The organism is Alkalihalobacillus pseudalcaliphilus (assembly GCF_028610675.1).
Lineage (GTDB): Bacteria > Bacillota > Bacilli > Bacillales > Bacillaceae_D > Alkalihalobacillus > Alkalihalobacillus pseudalcaliphilus.
Window position 1 is genome coordinate 278,147 of record NZ_JAQQWS010000004.1, and the last position, 23,261, is coordinate 301,407.

25 protein-coding genes are annotated in these 23,261 nt (G+C 37.5%); 15 read left to right on the forward strand and 10 right to left on the reverse strand.

Going from position 1 to position 23,261, the window contains the following annotated elements:
- Positions 1–98 precede the first annotated feature (98 nt).
- From PQ479_RS11355 to PQ479_RS11375, 5 genes are all read left to right on the forward strand, one after another.
- The gene (locus PQ479_RS11355) at positions 99–1,394 is read left to right on the forward strand and encodes a sugar ABC transporter permease (RefSeq protein WP_047990437.1); all 1,296 of its coding nucleotides are present in this window, start codon (positions 99–101) and stop codon (positions 1,392–1,394) included.
- Complete coding sequence (locus PQ479_RS11360; protein WP_047990438.1) at positions 1,394–2,236, forward strand: sugar ABC transporter permease; 843 nt, start codon at positions 1,394–1,396, stop codon at positions 2,234–2,236. Before PQ479_RS11355 ends, PQ479_RS11360 begins: the two co-directional genes overlap by 1 nt.
- Positions 2,237–2,383: 147 nt before the next feature.
- Positions 2,384–3,421 (forward strand): LacI family DNA-binding transcriptional regulator, encoded by a 1,038-nt coding sequence (locus PQ479_RS11365; protein WP_047990439.1) that lies wholly within the window; start codon positions 2,384–2,386, stop codon positions 3,419–3,421.
- Positions 3,422–4,081: 660 nt separating this feature from the next.
- Positions 4,082–5,167 carry an AI-2E family transporter gene (locus tag PQ479_RS11370; RefSeq protein ID WP_047990440.1) on the forward strand — a complete coding sequence of 362 codons (1,086 nt, stop codon included), beginning with the start codon at positions 4,082–4,084 and terminating at the stop codon, positions 5,165–5,167.
- A gap of 23 nt (positions 5,168–5,190) precedes the next feature.
- Positions 5,191–5,565 carry a rhodanese-like domain-containing protein gene (locus PQ479_RS11375; protein ID WP_047990441.1) on the forward strand — a complete coding sequence of 125 codons (375 nt, stop codon included), beginning with the start codon at positions 5,191–5,193 and terminating at the stop codon, positions 5,563–5,565.
- 94 nt (positions 5,566–5,659) lie between these two features.
- Here PQ479_RS11375 and PQ479_RS11380 read toward each other — a convergent pair whose 3' ends face one another.
- Positions 5,660–5,791, reverse strand: coding sequence for a DUF3941 domain-containing protein (locus tag PQ479_RS11380; RefSeq protein WP_083991352.1), 132 nt, complete (start codon positions 5,789–5,791; stop codon positions 5,660–5,662).
- Between the two features lie 166 nt (positions 5,792–5,957).
- Between PQ479_RS11380 and PQ479_RS11385 the strand changes: the two genes are divergently transcribed.
- The 4 genes from PQ479_RS11385 (at position 5,958) to PQ479_RS11400 (ending at position 8,597) form a co-directional block, all read left to right on the forward strand.
- Positions 5,958–6,224 carry a hypothetical protein gene (locus tag PQ479_RS11385; protein WP_047990442.1) on the forward strand — a complete coding sequence of 89 codons (267 nt, stop codon included), beginning with the start codon at positions 5,958–5,960 and terminating at the stop codon, positions 6,222–6,224.
- A 171-nt stretch (positions 6,225–6,395) separates the two neighbouring features.
- Entirely contained in the window at positions 6,396–7,193 is a 798-nt protein-coding gene (gene yjfP, locus PQ479_RS11390) for an esterase (protein WP_047990443.1), read from the forward strand.
- A gap of 8 nt (positions 7,194–7,201) precedes the next feature.
- The gene (locus PQ479_RS11395; RefSeq protein ID WP_047990444.1) at positions 7,202–8,035 is read left to right on the forward strand and encodes a YitT family protein; all 834 of its coding nucleotides are present in this window, start codon (positions 7,202–7,204) and stop codon (positions 8,033–8,035) included.
- A gap of 13 nt (positions 8,036–8,048) precedes the next feature.
- Positions 8,049–8,597, forward strand: a complete 549-nt coding sequence (locus PQ479_RS11400; RefSeq protein WP_047990445.1) for a BsuPI-related putative proteinase inhibitor — start codon at positions 8,049–8,051, stop codon at positions 8,595–8,597.
- A gap of 280 nt (positions 8,598–8,877) precedes the next feature.
- On the opposite strand, the gene PQ479_RS11405 is transcribed toward PQ479_RS11400, so the two are convergent.
- The 6 genes from PQ479_RS11405 to PQ479_RS11430 all read right to left on the reverse strand — a co-directional run bounded on the left by PQ479_RS11405 (position 8,878) and on the right by PQ479_RS11430 (position 14,748).
- Complete coding sequence (locus PQ479_RS11405; RefSeq protein ID WP_273716986.1) at positions 8,878–9,054, reverse strand: hypothetical protein; 177 nt, start codon at positions 9,052–9,054, stop codon at positions 8,878–8,880.
- 15 nt (positions 9,055–9,069) lie between these two features.
- On the reverse strand, positions 9,070–12,054 hold the full coding sequence (locus tag PQ479_RS11410; RefSeq protein ID WP_047990446.1) for a DEAD/DEAH box helicase: 2,985 nt from the start codon (positions 12,052–12,054) through the stop codon (positions 9,070–9,072).
- Positions 12,047–13,297, reverse strand: a complete 1,251-nt coding sequence (locus tag PQ479_RS11415) for a hypothetical protein (RefSeq protein ID WP_047990447.1) — start codon at positions 13,295–13,297, stop codon at positions 12,047–12,049. Before PQ479_RS11415 ends, PQ479_RS11410 begins: the two co-directional genes overlap by 8 nt.
- 229 nt (positions 13,298–13,526) lie before the next feature.
- The gene (locus PQ479_RS11420) at positions 13,527–13,670 is read right to left on the reverse strand and encodes a hypothetical protein (protein WP_273716987.1); all 144 of its coding nucleotides are present in this window, start codon (positions 13,668–13,670) and stop codon (positions 13,527–13,529) included.
- An 86-nt stretch (positions 13,671–13,756) separates the two neighbouring features.
- A complete protein-coding gene (locus PQ479_RS11425) occupies positions 13,757–14,053 on the reverse strand; it encodes an AzlD domain-containing protein (RefSeq protein ID WP_083991353.1) in 297 nt (98 codons plus the stop codon).
- Positions 14,050–14,748: an AzlC family ABC transporter permease gene (locus PQ479_RS11430; protein WP_047990448.1), complete on the reverse strand. Its 699-nt coding sequence runs from the start codon at positions 14,746–14,748 to the stop codon at positions 14,050–14,052. The genes PQ479_RS11425 and PQ479_RS11430 overlap by 4 nt, the downstream gene beginning before the upstream one ends.
- A gap of 109 nt (positions 14,749–14,857) precedes the next feature.
- On the opposite strand from PQ479_RS11430, the gene PQ479_RS11435 reads away from it, so the two are divergent.
- Positions 14,858–15,424 (forward strand): helix-turn-helix domain-containing protein, encoded by a 567-nt coding sequence (locus PQ479_RS11435; protein ID WP_047990449.1) that lies wholly within the window; start codon positions 14,858–14,860, stop codon positions 15,422–15,424.
- 92 nt (positions 15,425–15,516) lie between these two features.
- Here PQ479_RS11435 and PQ479_RS11440 read toward each other — a convergent pair whose 3' ends face one another.
- From PQ479_RS11440 to PQ479_RS11450, 3 genes are all read right to left on the reverse strand, one after another.
- A complete protein-coding gene (locus tag PQ479_RS11440) occupies positions 15,517–16,122 on the reverse strand; it encodes a hypothetical protein (RefSeq protein ID WP_047990450.1) in 606 nt (201 codons plus the stop codon).
- 233 nt (positions 16,123–16,355) lie between these two features.
- Positions 16,356–16,826: a GNAT family N-acetyltransferase gene (locus PQ479_RS11445; protein ID WP_047990451.1), complete on the reverse strand. Its 471-nt coding sequence runs from the start codon at positions 16,824–16,826 to the stop codon at positions 16,356–16,358.
- A 202-nt stretch (positions 16,827–17,028) separates the two neighbouring features.
- Positions 17,029–17,838 (reverse strand): Cof-type HAD-IIB family hydrolase, encoded by an 810-nt coding sequence (locus PQ479_RS11450; RefSeq protein WP_047990452.1) that lies wholly within the window; start codon positions 17,836–17,838, stop codon positions 17,029–17,031.
- A 287-nt stretch (positions 17,839–18,125) separates the two neighbouring features.
- Here PQ479_RS11450 and ctaG point away from each other — a divergent pair, with 287 nt between their 5' ends.
- From ctaG to argB, 5 genes are all read left to right on the forward strand, one after another.
- Complete coding sequence (gene ctaG / locus PQ479_RS11455) at positions 18,126–19,049, forward strand: cytochrome c oxidase assembly factor CtaG (RefSeq protein ID WP_047990453.1); 924 nt, start codon at positions 18,126–18,128, stop codon at positions 19,047–19,049.
- 14 nt (positions 19,050–19,063) lie between these two features.
- A complete protein-coding gene (locus PQ479_RS11460; RefSeq protein ID WP_047990454.1) occupies positions 19,064–19,672 on the forward strand; it encodes an SCO family protein in 609 nt (202 codons plus the stop codon).
- Positions 19,673–19,975: 303 nt separating this feature from the next.
- Entirely contained in the window at positions 19,976–21,013 is a 1,038-nt protein-coding gene (gene argC, locus PQ479_RS11465; RefSeq protein WP_047990521.1) for an N-acetyl-gamma-glutamyl-phosphate reductase, read from the forward strand.
- A gap of 13 nt (positions 21,014–21,026) precedes the next feature.
- Entirely contained in the window at positions 21,027–22,259 is a 1,233-nt protein-coding gene (gene argJ / locus PQ479_RS11470) for a bifunctional ornithine acetyltransferase/N-acetylglutamate synthase (protein ID WP_047990455.1), read from the forward strand.
- 210 nt (positions 22,260–22,469) lie between these two features.
- Complete coding sequence (gene argB, locus PQ479_RS11475) at positions 22,470–23,255, forward strand: acetylglutamate kinase (protein ID WP_047990456.1); 786 nt, start codon at positions 22,470–22,472, stop codon at positions 23,253–23,255.
- Positions 23,256–23,261 lie beyond the last annotated feature (6 nt).

Here is a 23,261-nt window from a genome sequence, read left to right on the forward strand (position 1 = left end):
CTTCCATTCTTCTAAATAGTTAGAAAGATTTCGAAAAAGGAAATTGATTTCCTCATGAGGACGGATTTCGAAGTCAAGCAATATGAGGAGGAATGGAAATGAGCGAGGAAATAAAACAGCAGTCTAATAAGCACTCTGTGGGACTTGCTACTGCTTTATCGGTAATCCCTGGACTGGGCCAATTATATAATCGGAGATTCATAAAGGGAAGCGCATTTTTGGTTCTTTTTGCATCCTTTATTACTGTATTTTATAGCTTTTTAAACATAGGTTTTTGGGGACTATTTACTCTAGGTACGATTCCCCGTACAGATGATTCACGTGTATTACTAGCTCAAGGGATTATATCACTTATCGTAATTGCGATAGCTCTTTTATTTTATTCGCTTAACATAATTGATGCTAGAAAGGATGCAAAGAGAATCCAACAAGGGTTTAAAGCCTTAAGTGTAAGAGAGGGCTTTAAGCATGCCTATGATAAAAGTTTTCCATACTTACTAACAGGACCAGGTCTACTACTATTAATTTTCACTGTTGTGTTTCCTTTAATGTATATGGTTGGCTTAGCTTTTACAAATTACAGTCTTTATAACGCACCGCCAAGAAATCTACTTGATTGGGTGGGCTTTCAAAACTTTGTAAATTTATTAACGGTTGATATTTGGAGAACTACATTTTTTAATGTATTATCTTGGACACTGATATGGACGTTTGTTGCCACGACCTTACAAATTATATTGGCACTCTTTTTAGCCGTTCTAATTAATGATAAACGTGTGAAATTTAAAAAGTTTTTCAGAACGATTATGATTTTACCTTGGGCTGTCCCGGGTTTTGTAACAATTTTAATATTTTCAGCCATGTTTAATGATAATTTTGGAGCAATAAACCGAGACATTATTATGCCTTTATTTGGTGGGACAGGGATTAATTGGTTATCTGATCCGTTCTGGACGAAAACAGCACTTATTATGATTCAGGTTTGGCTAGGATTTCCATTTGTTTTTGCCTTATTCTCAGGTATATTAACAAGTATTTCAAGTGATTGGTATGAAGCTGCTGATATGGACGGTGCGTCAAAAACTCAAAAATTCCGTTTCATTACATTACCACATGTTCTGTTTGCAACAGCACCATTATTAATCATGCAGTATTCATTTAATTTTAATAACTTCAATATTATTTACTTATTTAATCAAGGTGGGCCTCCTGTGATGGGACAAAATGCTGGGGGAACGGACATTTTAATCTCGTGGGTATATAGTTTAACCTTCGAAAGTTCTCAGTACAGTATGGCTGCTGCCATTTCCATTATTATTGGATTGTTAGTTGCTAGCTTTGCACTCTTCCAATTCCGTCGAAGTCGTTCGTTTAAAGAGGAGGAAAGTGTCTGATGAGTCCAAAAACAAAATCTAAATTAGAAGTAATTGGTATATATGGTTTCTTATTTATTATGATTGCGATTGTTTTATATCCATTACTGTGGACAATTGGTTTATCATTAAAGCCAGGAACAAGTCTTTACAGTACGGCTATCTTTTCTGACGGCTGGTCATTTACCCATTATGAGTGGTTATTTACGGATCCAAGAAGTAATTATTTAACTTGGTATAAGAATACGTTAATTGTTGCAACGATAACATCTGTTTGTGCGACAACGATGATTGCTTTGGTTGCTTATGCGTTTTCGAGATACCGCTTCACTGGCCGAACATATGGTTTGTATGCCTTCTTATTATTACAAATGTTCCCAGTGTTAATGGCCATGGTAGCTCTTTATATTTTATTAAACACAGTTAATTTACTTGATTCATTAGCTGGTTTAATCATTATTTATGTGGGAACATCAATACCTATGAATGCCTTCTTAGTAAAAGGGTATTTTGATACAATTCCAAAGGATCTGGATGAATCTGCTAAGTTAGATGGGGCAGGACATTTTCGAATCTTTTTTACCATCATGCTTCCATTAGCAAAACCAATTTTAGCGGTTGTTGCCTTGTTTAATTTTATGTCACCATTTATGGACTTCATTTTGCCACGAATCTTATTAAGAAGTCCTGAGAACTTTACTTTAGCTCTTGGATTATTTAATTTTGTAAATGATCAGTTTGCCAATAACTTTACCCGATTTGCGGCAGGTGCGATTTTAATTGCGATTCCAATTGCTACAGTATTCTTGTTACTACAGCGTTACTTGTTAACAGGGTTAACATCAGGAGCAACAAAAGGATAAAGGGAATCGAAGGCGCTTTAGATCATTCTAAGAGAAGATCTAACGCCTTCTTCTTGATTAGTGGAAAATTATATTGTCCGATTGAATAGAGAATATTACAATTAAAAAGATGTGGTTATGTATGAATGAGGAAAAGGGGGATGCCGGATGTCAATCACGATAAAAGATGTAGCCAAAAAAGCTAAAGTTGCTCCTTCAACGGTATCACGTGTTATAGCAGATAGTCCAAGAATTAGTCAGCAAACAAAGGAAAGAGTAAGGGAAGCAATGGAAGAGCTAGGATATCATCCTAATTACAATGCTCGAAGTCTTGTTAATCAATCTACAAAGACGTTAGGTGTTATTATACCAAGCTCAGCTAAGGTTGCTTTTCAGAATCCATTTTTCCCTGAAGTTTTAAGAGGAATTACAGCAAAAGCATATTTGGATAAGTATGGTTTGTATTTATCAACTGGCCAAACCGACCAAGAAATTTTAGAAGAAGTTAAACAAATGGTATATAGTCGTAGAGTTGATGGAATCATTTTACTCTATTCAAAAGCAAATGATGGCGTACTTTCTTTTCTATTAGAGCAGACTTTTCCTTTTGTTCTCGTTGGAAGACCACAGGGCGTAGAGGAAGATGAGATTTTCTATGTGAATAATGATAATATACGTGCATCAAAAACGGTTACGGAATATTTACTTTTATTAGGTCATGAAAGAATTGGTTTTATTGGTGGTAATTTAGATTATGTCGTCACTAAAGATCATAAAATGGGGTACGAGAGGGCACTCAATAATGCCAATATACCTGTGCGTGAAGAGTATATTGTTTATAATGATGAGGTATTAGAAGGTGGCCAAGAAGCTGTTATAGAATTTATGACACTTGAAGAACGTCCGACTGCCCTTGTAGTGGCCGATGATTTAATGGCATTAGGAGTTCTACGTATGTTAGATGAAATGGGAATTTCGGTACCTGAGGAAATGTCAATTGTAAGCTTTAATAACGTTATGTTATCAGAGCTATCGTCACCACCATTAACAACAGTTGATATTAATATTTATGAATTAGGTTTTCAAGGTACAGATAAGCTCATTCATCGCATTGCTGACCCGAGTTATGATGTAAAAAAGACGATTATTCCTTATCGTTTTATAAAGCGACAAACCTGTCTAAAGAGAACTGTAAATGAGAGCTAACAACGAAGTGATATGAACCATTGTACAAAAGAGCACAAGGTCTGACTTGTATGCTCTTTTTGTCAAAGAAAGATACAAACAAAAAAGCAGAACATCGTGCAGGTTGAACAAGAGCTGATTTGTTAAGGGATAATCACCACTTGCATCACCAACAAATATTAATTTTGATATAGCTCAGCGCCCGCCTGTGGAAAGCGTGCTCCCCATTCTTTGAGCTATATCTGAAGAGACAGATTATTGTCTTATAGCGACTTTCATACAAAACGCCCATGGCGGAGCCAAAACCGCTCCACCACCAACAAATATGAAAGTAGAATTTGGCTCTTTAACTGGTGGCACTTCATTTAATTTTGATTTTGTCTTTTTTATTTAAAAGAATGGTGTTAGATTTTTTTATTTGACATTTAGCAGTAACCCAGTGGACGAAAACATGCGGAGACTCTCGTGGGACGTAGTGGCAGAGCTGAGATCCAGCGGCGTAGCCGATTAGCTCCGCACCACGTGATTGTCGCGGAGCATGATTTTCGGTAGCGACGGGCAAGGCTCTGCACATGAGTATCAGCAGTAACTTTCATACAAAAGCTTCTGTATGGCTTTTAGTAGGAAAAGTAATTCACTAGTGCTATAATTCTAATAAAATGTAATGGAAGGAATATGCAGATGCCGGATAGTAAGTATTTTCGTTTTGGAATTTGGTTAGTACTCATTTTTGTTGTCATTTACTTAGGTTCACTCATAAGTTGGGTTTTTCAACCTATCATTATTTTAGTGCAAACATTATTTGCCCCTATTTTATTAGGCGGGGTTCTTTATTATTTACTAAGACCTCTCGTTAATTTTCTTTCAAGGTGGATTCCAAGAACTTTATCAATTTTAATTATCTTCTTAACCGCTATAGCTTTAATTGTTCTGATGATTTTCTTGATTGGTCCAGAGATTCAAAACCAATTTAATCAATTAGTAGAGAATTGGCCAACGATTGTAAATGGAATAAGAGAATGGATTGTTTCTATTCAAACGAGTGAGTGGTTTGCAAGGTTCCAAGAAGGAGAGATCGTCTCTTTTGAAGATATCGTAACGGCTTTGGAAACCTATATGGTTGACATAATGAGTTCAGTCGGCTCAAATATTACAAATGTAATTGGTGTCATTGCCAATGTCCTTGTTGTGATGGCGATTATTCCATTTGTCCTGTTCTTTATGCTTAAGGATGGGAAAAAAGCACCTGAAAATACATTAAAGCTGTTACCGAAAAAGCAACAAGCGGAAGGTCGTCGTATACTTTCTGATATGGATGATGCACTAAGCTCCTATATCCAAGGTCAGATCATCGTTAGTTTTTGCGTAGGTGTTATGATGTATATTGGGTATTTAATCGTCGGGATAGACTATCCATTGGTGTTGGCTCTCATTGCGATGTTTACAAATGTCATACCATTTATCGGTCCATGGATTGGTGCATTTCCTGGTGTCATCGTTGCCTTATTTGATTCATTACCTACCGCTTTATTTGTTGCAGGGATAATTGTCATTGTTCAGCAAATAGAAAGTAACTTAATATCACCAATTGTTATGGGTAAAAAGCTTGCGATCCACCCTCTAACGATTATATTATTATTGTTAGTTGCCAGTAAGTTCGCAGGGTTACTAGGTCTTCTTTTAGCGGTACCGACGTACGCAGTGGGTAAAGTGATTGTTTATCATTTGTATCGACTATGGCGTTTAAAGAAGCCTAAAATGACATAAAAATGATGAATGAGGTGAAAAAGATGAGTCATATACAAGATGGGATTAAACAGATTAAAGAGAACGAACTAAAAGAATTATTAAATGAGAATAAAAGTGAACGTATTTTTATTGATGTGCGTGAGTTAGAGGAGTATGATGAATTTCACATCCCAGGCGTGCCGTTAATGCCGATGAATACGATTCCGAATTATGTTAGTGAGTTAGAGCAGGATAAAGAGTATGTGTTTATTTGTAGAAGTGGTGGTCGTAGCCAAAATGTCGCTTTATATTTGAAAGAACAAGGTTTCGACAAGGTTATTAATTTTAATGGTGGAATGTTGTCTTGGACTGGTGAAATCAACCAAGGTCCAGAGTGGGTTGTAAAAAGTCCGGGAGAATTATTTGGTACAAAATAATAAGGATTAAGTGATACCTCTGAAGGAGTAACTTCAGGGGTATTGTTTTTGGCAGAGCATAGGTGCTCCGCCAAAGTGGTTTTAATATAGGCTATTAAAGGTGATCGGTTTTTTTAGAATTATTATGCTTTCCTGCACGAGCATTTTTCTTTTCTTGCTCATTTTTAAGTTGATTGTATGCGTTATGGTCTTTAGGTTTTTTGTTATTATCACGTGTTTGAGACATCCCGCCACCCCCTTTTTAATTAGTATGCATAGAAAGAAAATGATTATGCCGATCTGTTTGAGGACGGCCATAAAAGAAGGTCTATGATTATTTTTTAATTTTCCATGTTTAAGTTTTATTAAATGGAGGGAAAAGAATAGAAAGCAGACGAAAGGTGGTTATATTGATGGCTTATAAGAAAACGATATGTGCAACTTTAATTGCTAGTGCTAGTGCCGCAACAACGGTCTACTTACTAAACGATAAGCGTAGAAATGAACTTAAAACAAAGTCAAAGGATATTTATCAGAAAGTCTGTTCACTTGTTGGAAAAGAAAAAAAGAACTCAAGGCAATTAAGAATGGGGCACCCAGACCCGTATGATATAGAAGATCAAAAGATGGTCGATGAAGGGGCACTTTATAGCGTTAAGCACTATAATCAGACGAAATAACAAGGAGCCATATGAAGTTTTCTTACTTCGTATGGCTTCTTTTATTTGGATAACATCTAATTGACAGTAGAATAAATAAAGTCATATCTTACATACAATTCTTTGATTGGTGCTTGTCCTATTGGGGAATGTTATAATAAGGAAATAAAATAGGATGGAGGGGGTTGGCGCATGATTATTGTAGAAAAAGAAACAATGGTCGAAATTCCAACGTTACATGTTGTAGAGGCAGATTTAAAGGATCTGTCTGACATACCAACCGTATTCTTTTTACACGGATTTACAAGTGCAAAGGAGCATAATTTACATGTTGCTTATTTGTTGGCAGAACAAGGTATTCGAGTGATTTTACCAGATGCTCTTCACCATGGTGAAAGAGAAGATGACGTATCAAATAATGAAAAGAAACTAGCCTTATCGTTTTGGGAGATTGTCTTGACTTCAATCGGAGAACTATCTGCTTTAAAAGAACTACTTGTTGAATCAGGTAGAGCAGATAGAAACAGAATTGGCGTGATAGGGACATCAATGGGGGCGATAACCACATTAGGTGCATTAAGCCAATATCCTTGGATACAGTCAGCTGTATCTTTAATGGGGACCGCTTATTATCAGCAATTCGCAAAAGCGCAAGTTGATATGATGGAAAAACAAGGTGTTCCTATTGATGAGGGTATGAAAGAATTGGTTTTAAGCAAGCTACAACCATTTGATTTATCTAGTCAATTAGAGAAACTAGCTAGTAAGCCGCTTTTAATTTGGCATGGGAAACAGGACCAAGTCGTACCTTCTTATTTTTCAGAGCAGTTATATCAGTCAGTACAACAACAATATCAGCATACACCAGAACATTTAAAATTAATTGTAGAAGAGAAGACAGGTCATAAGGTTTCAAGGCATGCTGTTTTGCAAGCCGTTCAATGGTTTAATCAACATCTAATAAAAGAAAAGCAGTCAGCAATGAGCTAATTGATCCTATGAAACGAACATTAGTGAGCGAAATCAAAAAGACTTTTGTTGTGATTTTAGGGGCTATGTTTATTGCAATGTCTTTAAATTTCTTCTTAATACCAGCGAATGTTTTTGCAAGTGGCTTCACAGGGATTTCTCAGTTACTTGCCACGGTTATTCCATTATCAACAGGCATTACCCTATTTCTATTAAATATTCCTGTGGCGATTATTGGTTGGTTTAAAGTAGGGAAAAGCTTCACTGTTTATAGTTTCTTAAGTGTTGTTAGTACAACCATCTTCCTTGAGGTAATACCTATCATTCAATTTTCACCAGATATTATATTAAATGCTGTGTTTGGTGGTGTCATCACGGCGATAGGGGCAGGAATCACGTTAAAGGTAGGGGCTTCTTCTGGTGGCCTAGATATCATCGCCCTATTATTAGCTAGATATAACGATCGTCCGATTGGTATCTACTTCTTCATCTTAAATGGACTCATTGTTGTAGCGTCTGGTATTATGTTTGATCCTGAAAAAGCTCTGTATACACTTGTAACGTTGTATGTCACTTCTAGAGTCATAGATACCATTCATACGCGCCATGTTAAGTTAACAGCTTTTGTTGTAACTAAACAGCCAGAGCAAGTGAAAGAACGAGTTTATAATCATTTTGAAAGAGGGATAACTAGAGTAGAAGCAAAAGGAGGTTATACTTCTGAAAAAAGCGAAGTGCTTATGATTGTGTTAACGAGATATGAATTGTATGACTTAAAAGAAGTATTAAAGCAGACTGATCCAATGGCCTTTACAAATATTATTGAAACAACAGAAGTGTTCGGGTTGTTTCGAAAAGACTAAAGGAGAGAGGCTTATGAAAAAGTATATCTTTTCATTATGTATAGCGATGTTATGTATTGGTTTAGTTGCGTGTGGAACGGGTGACCAGCAAACAGGAAGTAATCCAAATGAGCCAGAAGATATAGAGACGCCAGAAGAGCAACCGTCTGATGAAGAAGAGCAAGCTATTGATGAAGGAGAGTGGGAATCGTTGAAATTCAAACTTGAGACAACGGAACAAGGGGGAAAGTTAGATGTGCAGATGACACTTACTAACGAAGGTTCTGAAGATATGACGTTAACTTTTTCGTCAGGCCAACGTTTTGAAATTATCCTACTTGACCAAAATCAAGCGGAAGTTTATAGATACTCTGCAGATAAGATGTTTACGATGGCTTTAGAGCAAGAAGAATTAAAAGCGGGGCAGGACATTTCGTTTACAGAAGCGATTGATGTGAGCGGATTTGATTCAGGCTCTTATGAAGTAGTCGCTACACTCGTCTTATATGAAATTAACGGGCAAGAAGTAGCGGATAGCCATGGATTAATTGAAAGCACTGAAACCGTGGAAATTGGCCAATAAAAAAGAGCACTCAGAAAAACGTTAAAAGAGCAGTACTCTTATGAAGAGTATCTGCTCTTTTTCCATAACATATTAGGTTCGGTGCGAACTTAGAGCATGATTGGTCATTCTTGTTGGAAATCATGTGTTGCCGTGACTCCTTAGAGGGACTTAATGTTGAAATGCTCAGAGAATATACTTCAATAACTGCACAACCAGCAGGCGTGCACCAGCACTTAGGCAGAAAAATTATATAAAAAGCTCTCCAAAAGCATGTGCTAACAGGGAGAGCTTTTTACGATTATGAATCTTTCCACTTAAGTTCAGCTTGCTTTTTGATGGCTGCTTTCACTTGATGCCAAGAGGAATGTTCATATGTTTCATTAGCACTGGAAGGGTGCTCAGTGTTTGGTTTTTGGTAGTGGGGCATCCAAAAATCAGCAAATTTTTCTGGTAAATCTGTCGCTTTCTTAGCCATACAGAGAGCCTCCCTTTAGGTTGTTTGTAAATGGATTAACTCGACAATTTCATCATTCGATAATTCTGTAACTCGGTTTTCAGATACTGTTAATACCTCATTAGCTAAGCCTTGCTTGCGCTGAAGCATTTGATCGATTCGCTCTTCTAGAGTTCCAATTGTTATAAATTTATGGACGGTCACATCCGATTTTTGACCAATTCTAAAGGCACGATCGGTTGCTTGATTTTCAACAGCAGGGTTCCACCAACGATCATAGTGGATAACATGCGTAGCTGCTGTTAAATTTAAACCGACGCCTCCCGCCTTTAGTGAGAGTATAAAAGCGGGAATGTCTGGGTTTTCCTGAAAGCTCTTGACTGCTTCTTCTCGTTTAGAACGGGTAAGACTCCCGTGCAAAAAAGGGATTTCTTGTTGGAAGCGATCATGAAGTGCATCGGAAATAATCGTACCCATTTCTTTATATTGCGTAAAAATTAACACCTTTTCTCGTCTATTTATCGTTATCTCTTGAATGAGGTTCATAAACGCATTCCACTTTTCAGAATCATGTTTTTCATAATCACGATCTTTTAAGAAGTGAGCAGGATGATTACATATTTGTTTTAATCTCGTCAAGCTTTTTAGAATAATCGCCCTTCTTTCAAATGAGTTAAGATCATCCAGTTTATTTAAGAGCTCATCAACAATCATTTGATATAACATAGCTTGTTCCACTGAAAGAGGGACACGGTGTGTCGTTTCGGTTTTAAGAGGTAAGCCGAGCTGTAAATATTCATCTGACTTTTTCCTCCTTAAAATAAATGGGAAAATAAGGTGCTGTAACTGTTTAAGCTTTTCTTCGTTTTGATTTCTTTCAATAGGCTGGATGAAGTCGCGTTGAAATTGATAATGTCTACCTAAGAGTCCTGGAATCAATACGTCAATTAATGACCATAATTCTCTTAATTTATTCTCGATAGGTGTACCGGTTAAAGCGATTCGGTGTTTAGCATGGATCGCTTTGATCGTCCTTCTTTGCTTCGTCTCAATATTTTTAATATGTTGTGCTTCATCTAAAATTAAACCATTCCAGCTATAATCACTTAGCAGCTCTTGATCACGAACCGCCATTTGATAGGAGGTGAGTATTAAATCATATTCGTCCCAATGTGAATCATCTATCGGTAAACGAGAAGCGCCATGATGAATAAAGACCTTTAAGTCAGGTGCAAAGTTATCACATTCTATTTGCCAGTTAAAGAGTAGGGAAGTCGGGCAAATGAGTAAAAATGGTTGTCTCGAATGCTCTTCTTGTTGTTTGAGAACATGTAAGATATAAGCAATCGTCTGAATGGATTTCCCTAAGCCCATATCATCAGCTAAGCAAGCGCCGAAGCCAGCACGCCTTAAATGGTATAACCACGAAGCACCTTCAAGTTGATAAGGTCTTAATGATCCACGGAGAGCATCTGGAATCGGAATATTTTCAGCTTTGTTTTGATAGAGACTGACTAATTGATCGGTCATTGAACGGTCCCACTGGATCTCAAAGTCAATTTCCTCTAAGCTCGCCGGAATCACTTCTTTTTGTTCATTAATCAACCAAGTATCTAAATAAGAAGCCTTTTTGCTCATCTGTTCCAAATGTTGCTTGAGTCGATTTGCTAAGGTTCTGTCCCATGCTAACCACTCGCCGTTCATATGGAGGAAAGGTTCATCACGGTTCACATACTCCCTAAACTCTTGCTCTGTTAGAACTTGGTCACCAATCGCAATCTGAAACGAAAATTGAGCTAAACTATGCCAGTCAACGATGGGATCCCCATTTGATTGATTTTCAGGGGTAGCCATTTGTAATTCGACCTTCATCTTCTTTTGCTCTAATAGTGATTTTGGAACAATTAATTTAAAACCTGCTTCTGAAGCCATCTCATCGTACTCGGTGTAAAGTTGATAGGCGAGCTGCGGAGCAAGGGCTATTTTCGGTTGAGTCATGCCGATTTCAGTCAAAAATGGTATCGCATTTTTGATGGCTTGCAAGTCATTTTTTAACAAAGGAATTGGATTTTGGAGCCATGGGTGGTTACCCTCGTATAAGTCGTCCATTCCTACGATTAAATTCGAGTTGGCCCGATCACTTACCGCTACCTGTACATACCAATCTTCATGAGCCTGTGCTGGCTCCAGCAATAATAATGCAGATTGAAAAGGCTTTGTTTGCTTGGTCCTAAGTTGTTCCTGTAATTTGTTAGCTGGTACAGTTGCTAGAACTTGTTCGTCTTTTAATAAGGTGGAAACAAGGGTTTCCCATTTCTTTGGTAATTCCTTTTTCCAATCATTGATGGCATGAATGACGTCATCTTCCTCACTTAATTTACGCATGGCTGAATTAGTTAAGAGTGAGATTATTTCTTGTATCTTTTCATGAGCAGTCTTCGATTCGGCGGTTTGTTGCTTCATACTGGAAGGTTGTCTCATGTTAAGAGTAGATGGTGGTGCAGCTTGAGCCCATTTTTCGATAGGGAAATCCTCTAATACCCAATTACCTTGAGGATTAGGTAGAAAAGAGCCAGCCTTAATAAACGTTCTAATTTCAGCAAATAGGTCAAGCCAATAGCATAAGTCAGGAGCTATCTCCATCTGTTTCTCAGTAGACCAGTTAGTGAAAGTCATCCAATGTTGAACGACCTCATCAACGGATAAGGCAATACCTTCAACTGGGAAGGAATAAGATGTCATCTGGTCCTCTGATTGATAAATGATCGATGAACCGGCGAGCGAATAGAACTGACGATCAACTAACGGGACATCCATAATCGCTTGACTAGAATCAATAAAGGTACCATAAAAAGAAAGCTTGTCGTGACGAAATAATAAAAGCTTTAATTCAAATGGGTCATATAAAAATGGGTATTGAAAGTTGACTATTTGTTCATAACGAGCCTTCGGTTTGGCTTCTCCCCATATAAAAAAGCGGGCTTGTAACCAACCGCCATGGACAATAATTGATTCACTCAACGGTTTTCAACTCCTCAATAAAGGCTCGATAAGTTCGATACTTTTTCTTTAACTGTTCGATATAATCTAAAAATTCCTCGGTATTTTCTGTGTGCATATACAGCTTCTTTAATTGTTTAATATATTGGGCTGCTTGTTCGTAATGTACTCTACTTTTTTTCTCAATGAGACGTAAAGCATATTGATGAAAAATGGCTTTTGCCAGCTCGGGTTGCTTAAGGGCTAGCTGTTGAAGTAGTTCAAATTTATCTTGTTTAATTTTAAGAGGGTCCTTCTCCATCGTTAAAAAGAATGTCGCCACATCTGTATAATGACCAAAATCCATTAAGATTCGTGTATAAGTTAACGCAGCATCAGGTTTATGGAGTCTCTTTTTTAATTCGGGTAAAAGCGTTTCAACCGCTTGTTGCTTTTGCTCGGCTGACAAATGCTCTAATAATGATTGCAATCGTTGATAGTGTGGGGCCAAGAGCCATCTTTCCCAAATCTTTTGATGCTGATTCGGATCGTGATTTAGTTTGATTTTCACTTCATCATACAGAGCCTGAAGTGAACCGTAATAGCTAGGGCTATGATGTCCAGTCCACAGTTTCTCAAACCAATTGGCTAATGTTTCGTAGGCTTTATCTTTTTTTAATAACTGAAAATGTGGGCTAACCTCAATTTCTTGCAAATCTTTAATTGTCATTAGTAGGTCCAAGGCAACCTCTTTATCCCCTTGATCAAGCAAAATATAACTGTAGACAATGCCAACTTTTCGGTGTAATGGGCCGTCTAGCTGTTTGGAAGAGGAGATGAGATGATAAATAAATGCCCTCTTCGTTTGGTCAACTTGCACATAAAGTTCATATAAAAAAGGAGCCCATGGTTTTTTTAATTGATTTTGGTTTTCTAATAAAGTTAGTGTTGTTTCCGCCATAAACGTAAAATGCTCAGGCTTCTGATTTAAATAATTCAGGAGGTAGTCCGTACATACTTGATAAAAATGTAAAAAGCGTCGTTCGTGCTCGACGTAGGACGCTTTGTCCGGTATTAAGTTAATCACTTCTTCTATATAATAAAAAATAAGAGCGGTAATTTGATCTTTGTATTGATGACTTAGTCTTTTGAGTAAGTCTTGTGTTACCCATTCAAGCTGGCCTTTTGTAAAATAACGTGAAGAGATAAGCTTACGATACGTAGCACGAATGTCTGTATGTAAATGTTGATCTTGCCTGATGTCATTTGCTATGTATGAAGCCATGTTATCCCTCCTTAAATTCGTCCATTCCTCTATTGTACCTTTTCTGATTGATAAAAGAAAGGGAAGGCATGAAGGGCAACATGGAGAATGACAGGAATAAAAATGATAATGAATGTAAAAAAAGAACCGCCATTCATTTGAGATGAGCTTTTACGCCTATATAACTTGCACGTTTATGATGAGGGAAATAGCAGTTGAGTATTCTGAGGTTTAACGGAACAGGATAAAATTATTTGAAAAAGAAGTGTATGGTAAGCAATGCTAACGTGCTCATTAACCAAATGATCATTTGGTATTTCGTTCTTTTGCCAGCAATTAATGAAGCGATTGAACCGACTACAAATAGAGTAATGAGAATGACCCAATCAGTCATATGTTTTTATCTCCTTTAAGTGTTTTTTTACTTTTATACCAAATAAATGTTAATTATAGTAGGAGAATAGAATGAACCGGACGATTTCAAATCAAGGTGAGCAGTAAAACAGTTACAATACTTGCGATGACAACAATGAGTAAAGAAGAACCAAAGTAGGCAAAAACACCGGCAACGATGCCAGCTGTTATTGCCATCCACATCTGGTCTGTGGCAACAAGAATGCCAGGGAAAATGAGAGCACCTAATGCGGCATACGGCACATTTTTTAATGTTGCTTGAACAGGTTGAGGTAACTTTTTAGGATCAAAGAAAACAAGTGGTACCATTCTTGGTATGTATGTAACAATCGCCATGCCGATAATAATAACCCATAAATTCAAGTGAATGACTCCTTTCTCCTAAAGATGATTTCAACTCCAATGGAAGCGAGTAGTGTGGCAGAAACAATGGCCCATCCATCTGCTAAAAATTGTGATAACAGTCCATTTAGTAGTGCGGCACTAACAGCGAGAGAGATGACTTTGCCATTCCTTTTCATGTTTGGGACAAGCAGAGCGATAAAAAGGGCGTAGAGAGCAATTCCCATGCTTTCTTGAAGCAGGACAGGTAAACCTTGTCCGATGACAAAACCAAACAAAGACATGCTGACCCAACTAAGGTAGCCGATCAGACCGACTCCGAGTATAAAGGAAGAGCTAGGTGTACCTTTTTTGGTCGTTATGACCGCAAAAGCTTCATCGGTAATAAAGAATGAATAGATGGCTTTAATGAAACGGTTGTCCTTTGCTGCTTTTTCACTTAAAGAGGCACTTAATAATAAGTGCCGGATATTCACAATAAATGTTGTAAAGATAATTTCAAATCCTCCAGTTCCAAGAGCAATTAGATTAAGTGACATATATTGAGCAGCTCCAGCAAACACAAACATACTCATCATAAGAGTCTCAAGCCAGGTAATACCTGTTGCTTTTGCTAATAATCCGAATGCAAGAGCGGCTGGAATGTAGCCAAAGGCGATGGTCGTTCCATATTGTACGCCGTAAAGAAAATCAGAGGCGAGGCTTTCCTTTTTCATCATGACACCCCCAAAAGTAATTCATTCCATGTATAATGTAATAAAAAGATGATTCAGAATATTATGTGATACAATATATACTATAGTATACAAGTGATGGAGGCAAGTCATGAATGAAAATAATGAGATGAACCATTTAATTGGAACTCGTTTAAAAAAGATACGACATATGAAAGACTTGTCCTTAGAGGAGCTAGCTACTCAAACAGGGGTAAGTAAGCCAATGTTAGGGAAAATAGAACGAGGTATATCCAACCCAACTGTTTCGACCTTATGGAAGATTGCGAAAGGGTTAGGCTTGCCATTTAGCTTTTTTATTGAGGAAGAACAAGAAGAGGTACAAATTGTTAAACGGGCCGATGTAAAAAGCTTAACGAATCATGATGGCGGTTATGAGGTATTTCCATTGTTTGCTAAACAAGTCTTTAAACCATTTGAAATCTATTCTGCTCGATTGAAGGTAGGATATGGTTACCGGGCAGAAGCTCATTCGATTGGTGTGGAAGAATTCATCATGGTAGAACACGGGCAACTTCAGGTTGATGTTAATGAAGAAAGCTATTGGGTTAGACAAGGGGAAGCGATTCATTTTAAGGCTGATCGCGAACATGTATACCGGGCAATAGGAGAGGTAGATTGTGAAATGACGATGGTCATTTATTATCCGAGTGTATAAGAGTGGGATACTGATGGATAAAACGGTGTCCCCGAAAAAATGCAAGCACGATTGCTCGATGCTTGCTCATAAGCTTTTATGAACGATAAGTCTTACTTAGCTAAAAGGTGTTCGACTTGCTCACGACGAGATAATAATTTTTTTAGCTTCTTTTTATGAGACTCTATAGACAGATCATCGGCATCGGTAATGGCTTCAAACAGCTCCATTAGCACGTAATCGATTTCTAATGTCATCATATTATAAAGAGTTTGTGGTTCTACTGATTTGCCGTCATCACGGTATTGGATCATTGATCCGTTTCGGTTCATCATCACTTTTTCACTCCCATCGATTTCTATCATTGATTCAATGTCACCAGCCCGATACGAAGTTATATAATGAGGGCCTTCCGTTACCCTTTTAACGATACCGTTTCCTTTTTCTGCTTGTAATAATTTTTCAAGAGAAGTAGCGAGGACTTCATCATATACATGGAGGTTCGTCACAGATAGTGTTAAAAAATTCGGATTTCGAACGAAAGGTAATTCATGAACAGACTCATCTAACTCGACCATTAAATATATTGTCTTCGCATCATAACGCCAATAGAGAGAGTAATTCTGACTCATCATTCTTTTAATAAATTGATGGAGTGCTGTTTTCGTTAATTCTATATAGAGTTCAGAAAATTCTACTTCTAAATATGCATCATTCATGTAGGGCACACCCCTTTAATCGTTGGCTAAGGTAAGAGAATGTATCTCTGAAAATTCAATTGAGAAGTTTATTGAGTTTGCTACATCATATGTTGAATATTCAGAAAAAAGAAGCAAAAAGCCCATAACGAGTAAGAAATGGGCGTAGAAAATTTAACGATATAAAGGTTATGCGTATAAAGGGGAATGAGAGCGGTTTGAAAATGAGGGTGTCTGTCCACTTAAAAAAAAATCTAAAATCCAAAGCCGTATCGTTTTGAAATAATATCATAAAAGCCTAAAGAATTATATAAGGCTTTTGTGGCTTCATTATTAATACCTGTTTCGAGTTCAATACCTTTTATATTTTTTGTTTCTGCCCAATAGATGACTTTGAGAAGAATTTTTTTGGCAATCCCTTGATTGCGGTGTTCTTTGTGGACAAATAAATCATTTAGCCAGATGTAATGACCACCTTTATCAATACTAATAGCTACATTTAGAAAAGCGGCTCCAACAAATGCTTGTTCTTTTTCTGCAATAAAAATATGAGCGTGAGAGTGTTCCTCTTGGGCTAACTTAATCGTTGCTAATATTTGGGCATGCATATCCGTAGCAAAGGGCTCGTTTTTGGCCAAGGGACCTTGTTGTTCTAATAATAGATGGGCCAGTTTAATCAGTGTTTCTTCAGAAGCATCTTTTTGTAGTTGAAATATATGTACCATTGTAATCCTCCTAAAAACTAAAAACTACGAATCTTCCTAATTAATGCTAGCTTATCATAAAAAGCGGAAGGTGAGTAGGATGAGTTACTCGAACTTGAAAGCTAACATTTCTGCTTATGATTGTGAAACGGTGTAGTAGATTCATCAATTAAATGAAAGCCTGTCACATTTTACTTCATGTAAAATGTGACAGGCCTGTTTGTTATAATGACAAGTTTTCTTCTAGATATACGGCGATACCATCTTTTTCGTTGGAGAGAGTAATGTCGTTAGCCAAGGATTTGAGTTCTGGAATTGCATTATGCATAGCAATTCCTTTGCCTGCGTATTCAATCATTTCAAAATCATTATCTTCGTCTCCAAAAGCGATAATTCTTTCAGCAGGGATTTGGTAATAATCAGCAACCTTCTTTAATCCTACTGCTTTGTTAACTCCCGTCTTGACGAGCTCTAAAACATTCCAGGGTGCTCCCCATGAGCGTTGGTCAATCACTTGTGCATGAGCATCCTTTAATAATTGTTTTAAATCTTGGACATGGTGATCATGGGGGTGAATTAAAATACACGTCGGATCCTCAGTTAGTAGTTTTTTTAAGTCACCATATTCCACGGGGCTATTTCCTGCTACAAACGTATCAATTAAAAGTTGATCGAAGTGACGTAAATAGAAGTCATCAACAACTTCGACCATAATATTACTTACTTGAAAGGCTTCACATGTTTCAATGACTGTTTGTGCAGTTTTTAAATCTAATGGTGAATGCATCGTTTGAAAGCTTTTATCGAATGGATGGTGCACAAAGGCCCCATTAAAATTAACAATGGCTGTTTGAAGATTTAATTGTTGATAATACTGAAGACTAGCACGGTATGGTCTTCCGGTTGAAATGACCACTTTATGGCCTGCTTGTTGGGCTTTGGTGATGGCTTGTAAATTACGTTCAGAGATCGTTTTATCGTCCTTTAGTAAAGTACCGTCTAAATCTAGGGCAATTAAATGTTGTTGTGTCATCATATCTTCCTTTCGATTTCATAAATAGGTAACAAAATTGCCGTATTCGGCTCCGTCACCAATCTTTGAATATGTTATAGTTATGGATGACCAGCTAACTTCAAGGCACAAACTATCGCCCTAAGTAACTTTCATACAAATTCAAATAGAATGTAATACTAGTGGCAAAGAGTCGGTTTCAAGTTTGATGGGTGCCGTAGGGTTGCTTTGGCTTGCATCGGCATCTTTTATTCATATAATTCTCTTTTAGAGATAAGTCATTTTTTCATATATAGGAGGTTCACCCTATGGATTCATTATTTACGACTTTTACGTGGCGTGCTCTATGGACACCTGAATTAATCGTTGGTTTACTTATCGTTGCATTTTTGTATGGTATGCTTATTACAAAATGGCGATCCCGTTTTAAAGGTGCCGAGCCTGTCCCTTTTAGAAAGAAAATATATTTTGCCCTTTTTATGATTGCTTTATATCTTGGTTGGGGTAGTCCGTTATATATCGCCGGTCATTTAATGATAACGATACATATGGCTCAAATGATCTTTGCGTATATTATTTCGGTCCCATTATTATTACTTGCCTTACCCAAGTGGTTCCTAGAAGCGATTGTCAATAAAATAAAGCAATGGAAAGTGACAAAACCATTGGTTTTTATTTGGAACCCTATTATGGCATTATTTTTATTTAATGGATTATTTTCATTTTATCATGTACCGTTTATGTTTGACAGTCTTATGCAAAATCCGGTCTTACATAGCTTCTATCAATATGGCTTGTTTTTTGCAGCGTTTCTAATGTGGTGGTTTATGATTCAGCCATTGCCGAACTATAGTTATTTATCTGATTTAAAACGAATTCTTTATATTTTCTTGAATGGTCTATTAATTACACCTGCTTGTGCACTGATTATTTTTGCACCAAATGCGATGTATGAGACGTATACAAATCCAGCAGTGTGGGCTAATGCAATGGCTTACTGTTTACCAGCAGGAGCAACAATACCATATGATATGTTTAGTGGCCCTCAATCATTTTCGTTTCTTGAAACTAGAATGGACCAACAGCTTGCAGGTGTTTTGATGAAGATTATGCAAGAAATTATTTACGGGATTACGATCGCTTATGTTTTTAAAGAGTGGTTAAGAAAAGAGAAACAGCAAGACGGAGAATTGACAATTAGTGATATTCCATCTCAAATGAGAACGGAATAAAAGGGGAATTCAGTATGAAACATGCATGGATTGTTTTACTAGGCGTCCTTCTACTTTCGGGTTGTGGTTGGATATATGAGCTAGGTGGCTCGGAGCTTAATGATGAATATGATTATGCGAAATATGACGCACATATACCTAGTTTCACCTTTACCAATCAAGAAGGAGAATCGTTTGGTAGTGAGGATTTAGCAGACAACTATTATTTAGCCAATATGGTTTTTACGTTTTGTACGACTGTCTGCCCGGTGATGACACCGAATATGTTACATTTGCAAAAAGCACTTGAAGAAGAAGGTGTGGACATACAGTTTGTAACTTTTACGGTTGATCCTGAAAGAGATACGCCTGAACACCTAAAAAATTATGGCACAAATGTTGGAGCCAATTTGGAGACATGGCATTTCTTATCGGGTTATGATCAGAAAGAAATCATGGAATTCTCAGTAGAAGGATTTAAGCAACCTGTACAGCCTTACCCAGATGGTTCAGACATTGGTCATTCAACAAGATTTTTCTTAATCAACAAGGAAGGTCAGGTCATTCGGAGTTACAACGGCATGCAACCACAGCAGGAGCCTATTATTGAAGATATTATCAAAGTAATTGAGCAAGAGTTATAATGTAGGTTGGTAGTAAATACCAAATGACTTGTTCACGTCTGTCATGATAATGGTATACATATTGCATATTTATGTATATTTGATGTGTGAGGTATCCACTGTTCATGAATGAATAAAAAAACTGTCTTAAGAGTCTAAAATGACTTTTGAGGCAGTTTTTTATTTTTTGGTAAATATAAACAAAAAATAGTCTTTTCTAATTTATTTGAAATAAAATAAAAATACAGTTGAATTTATTTTTATTCATATTTATAATGTTACCAAGATCAAAAAAAGAGTTGTGAATGAATGGGAGAGAAAAAAATGAGAATTGGAATTGTTGGAGCAACAGGATACGGTGGTTCAGATTTGCTAAGGTTGCTTCATCAGCATCCAGAAATAAATGAAATCGTCGTATATTCATCTTCGCAGGAAGGTATGAATATTCATGAATCCTATCCACATTTATCAGGAATTTATGAACAAAGATTAGAAGATATTCATACAGAGAAAATGGCAGAACAGGTAGATGCGGTCTTTTTTGCCACACCACCAGGAGTTTCAGCAAACCTCTCTTTAGAGCTTGCAAACTTAGGTTTACAGATTATTGATTTATCAGGTGATTTACGTCTGAAGAACCGCGAACTCTATCAGTCTTGGTATAAAAGAGAGGCTGCTAGTCAAGCTATAATCGATCGTGCTGTTTATGGGTTGCCAGAATGGAACAAAGAGCAAATCAAAGAAGCAACTGTTATTTCCAATCCAGGCTGCTACCCTACAGCTACTTTGCTTGGGTTAGCCCCATTAATAAAGCATAATCTGATTCAACTGGATTCTATAATTATTGATGCAAAATCGGGAACTTCTGGGGCAGGACGTAGTCCGAGTGCGATGACACATTTTAGTGAAATGAATGAGAACTTTAAGGCTTATCAAATCAATAAGCATAAACATATACCAGAAATTGAACAAGTACTAAAGGGCTGGGATGAACAAGTTGCACCGATTACCTTTCAACCACACCTAGTACCGATGGTAAGAGGGATTATGGCCACGATTTATGTACAGGCGAACGAAGGGTTGACAGAACAAGACCTGCGTACTCTATATAACGAAAGTTATCAGTCGGCACCTTTTGTCAGAGTGCGACCAGAGGGAGTATTTCCAGCGACTAAAGAGGTGTACGGCAGTAATTATTGTGATATTGGTATCGGTTTTGATGAACGAACGCAAAGAATAACCGTCATTTCCGTTATTGATAATGTTGTTAAAGGGGCAGCGGGTCAATCGATTCAAAACTTAAATATTATGAACGGCTGGGATGAGCAGGCAGGTTTGAAGATTGTTCCGGTTTATCCATAAAGGAGTGCATGTAGTGAAAACTTTAAGTAAAGAAAAACAAATCATAGAAAAAGTAGATGGCGGAATCTTAACACCAATTGGCTTTCAAGCAGCAGCGATTCATTCTGGTGTTAAACGAAAAAGATTGGACTTAGGAGCGATCGTCTGTGAGGTTCCGGCAAGCACAGCCGCTGTTTATACATTAAATAAAATACAAGCGGCTCCATTACAAGTTACGAAGGAGAGCATTGCTAAAGAAGGTAAAATTCAAGCACTCGTAGTTAATAGTGGAAATGCAAATGCTTGTACAGGAAAGCAAGGCTTAGAAGATGCTTATGAAATGAGAGCATTGAGTGCAAAAAAGTTTGCTTGCGAAGAACATTTGGTAGCCGTGACATCTACGGGAGTCATTGGTGAATATATGCAAATGGACAAAATCAGAGCAGGTATTGAGCAGCTTGAGTTAGGTGGTAGCTACGATGATGGTGTTTTGTTTAATGAAGCAATCTTGACGACGGATACGATGAATAAACAAGCTTGTTATCAAATACAAGTAGAGGGAGAGAGCGTCTCCATCGGAGGAGTTGCGAAAGGTTCGGGTATGATTCATCCAAATATGGCAACAATGCTTTCTTTTATCACAACAGATGCCAAAATTGAACCAGAAATTTTGCAACAAGCTCTTTTACAAATTACGAATGAAACCTTTAATCGAATTACTGTTGATGGTGATACTTCTACAAATGATATGGCGATGGTGATGGCTTCAGGCTTAGCTAATCACGAGACATTAACGCCGGCACATCCAGATTGGGAGATTTTCTATCAGGCATTAAAATTGACGTGTGAATCGTTAGCGAAGCAAATTGCCCGAGATGGTGAAGGGGCGACGAAACTTATTGAAGTTCAAGTACATGGTGCCATTTCAGATGAGGAAGCGGGAAAGGTAGCGAAACAAATCGTCGGTTCTGACCTTGTGAAAACCGCGGTGTATGGGACGGATGCAAACTGGGGAAGAATCATTTGTGCGATTGGTTATAGTGGCTGTGAAATTAATCCAGAAACGATTGATATTAAATTAGGTGAAATCGATACCTTAGTGAACAGTCAACCTGTTCCTTTTTTGGAAGAAGAAGCTACACATTATTTAGAAAATGAACAAATTTTGATTACCGTCAATTTACACAATGGTCAAGGGTTTGGGAAGGCTTGGGGCTGTGACTTAACCTATGACTACGTACGAATTAATGCAGGTTACAGAACATAACTATTTATCCATATAATACGCTGATGTCGGGGCCAAAACCGCTCCACCACCAACAAAGATGAAAGTCTGCTATCGCCACCTTAAGGTTCATAAGGAATCGTGAAGATACTGAGCCCAAACCTCGGAGTATCTGCACAAAGTGGTCATTATGTAGCGACGATTAACGCTTTATGTTCGCACTAACTTTCATACAAAAGGAGGAGAGATTTGATGAATTCAATCGTTGTTGTGAAATGTGGAGGTAGTACAATTACAGAGCTAACAGATTCCTTTTTTGAGAGTATTAAGCAACTTCAGATGTCGGGTAAACACCCGATTATTGTCCATGGTGGCGGGCCAGCCATTAACGAAATGCTTACCAAACTTGAAATTCCTTCAACTTTTATAGACGGTTTACGAAAAACAACAGAAGAGGTATTAGATACGGCAGAAATGGTGCTTTGCGGAAAGATGAATAAGCAATTGACGCGTAAGTTACAAAGCGTTGGAGCAAAATCGATTGGTTTATCAGGTAGTGACGGTCAACTAATTGTTGCGGAAGCAGTAGATGAAGAGAAGTTCGGCTTTGTAGGAGAGCCGATACAAATTAACACAGATTTATTGGTTCATTTGCTGCATCAAGGTTATATACCTGTAATTGCACCGATTGGGATCGGTGTATCGGGACAACGATATAATATTAACGCAGATAGTGCCGCGGCTAGTATCGCTTCAAAGCTAGGGGCAGAAGAGCTTGTTTTTGTGACAGATGTTGATGGAATTTTAAAGGATGAGCAGTTAGTGCCGACGATTACTTCTGAAGAAATTGAAGCTTTTATGAGTGATGGTACAATTTATGGCGGCATGATCCCAAAGGTGAAGGCTGCCGTACAAAGCTTAACAGGTTCCTTGCAATCGGTGTGGATTATGAATGGGAAAGGCTCAAGCCTCATTTCAAATGGAACTTTATACGGTACAAAAATTATAAAAAAACAAGTCGCCACAACAGCGTCTTAAAGGGTG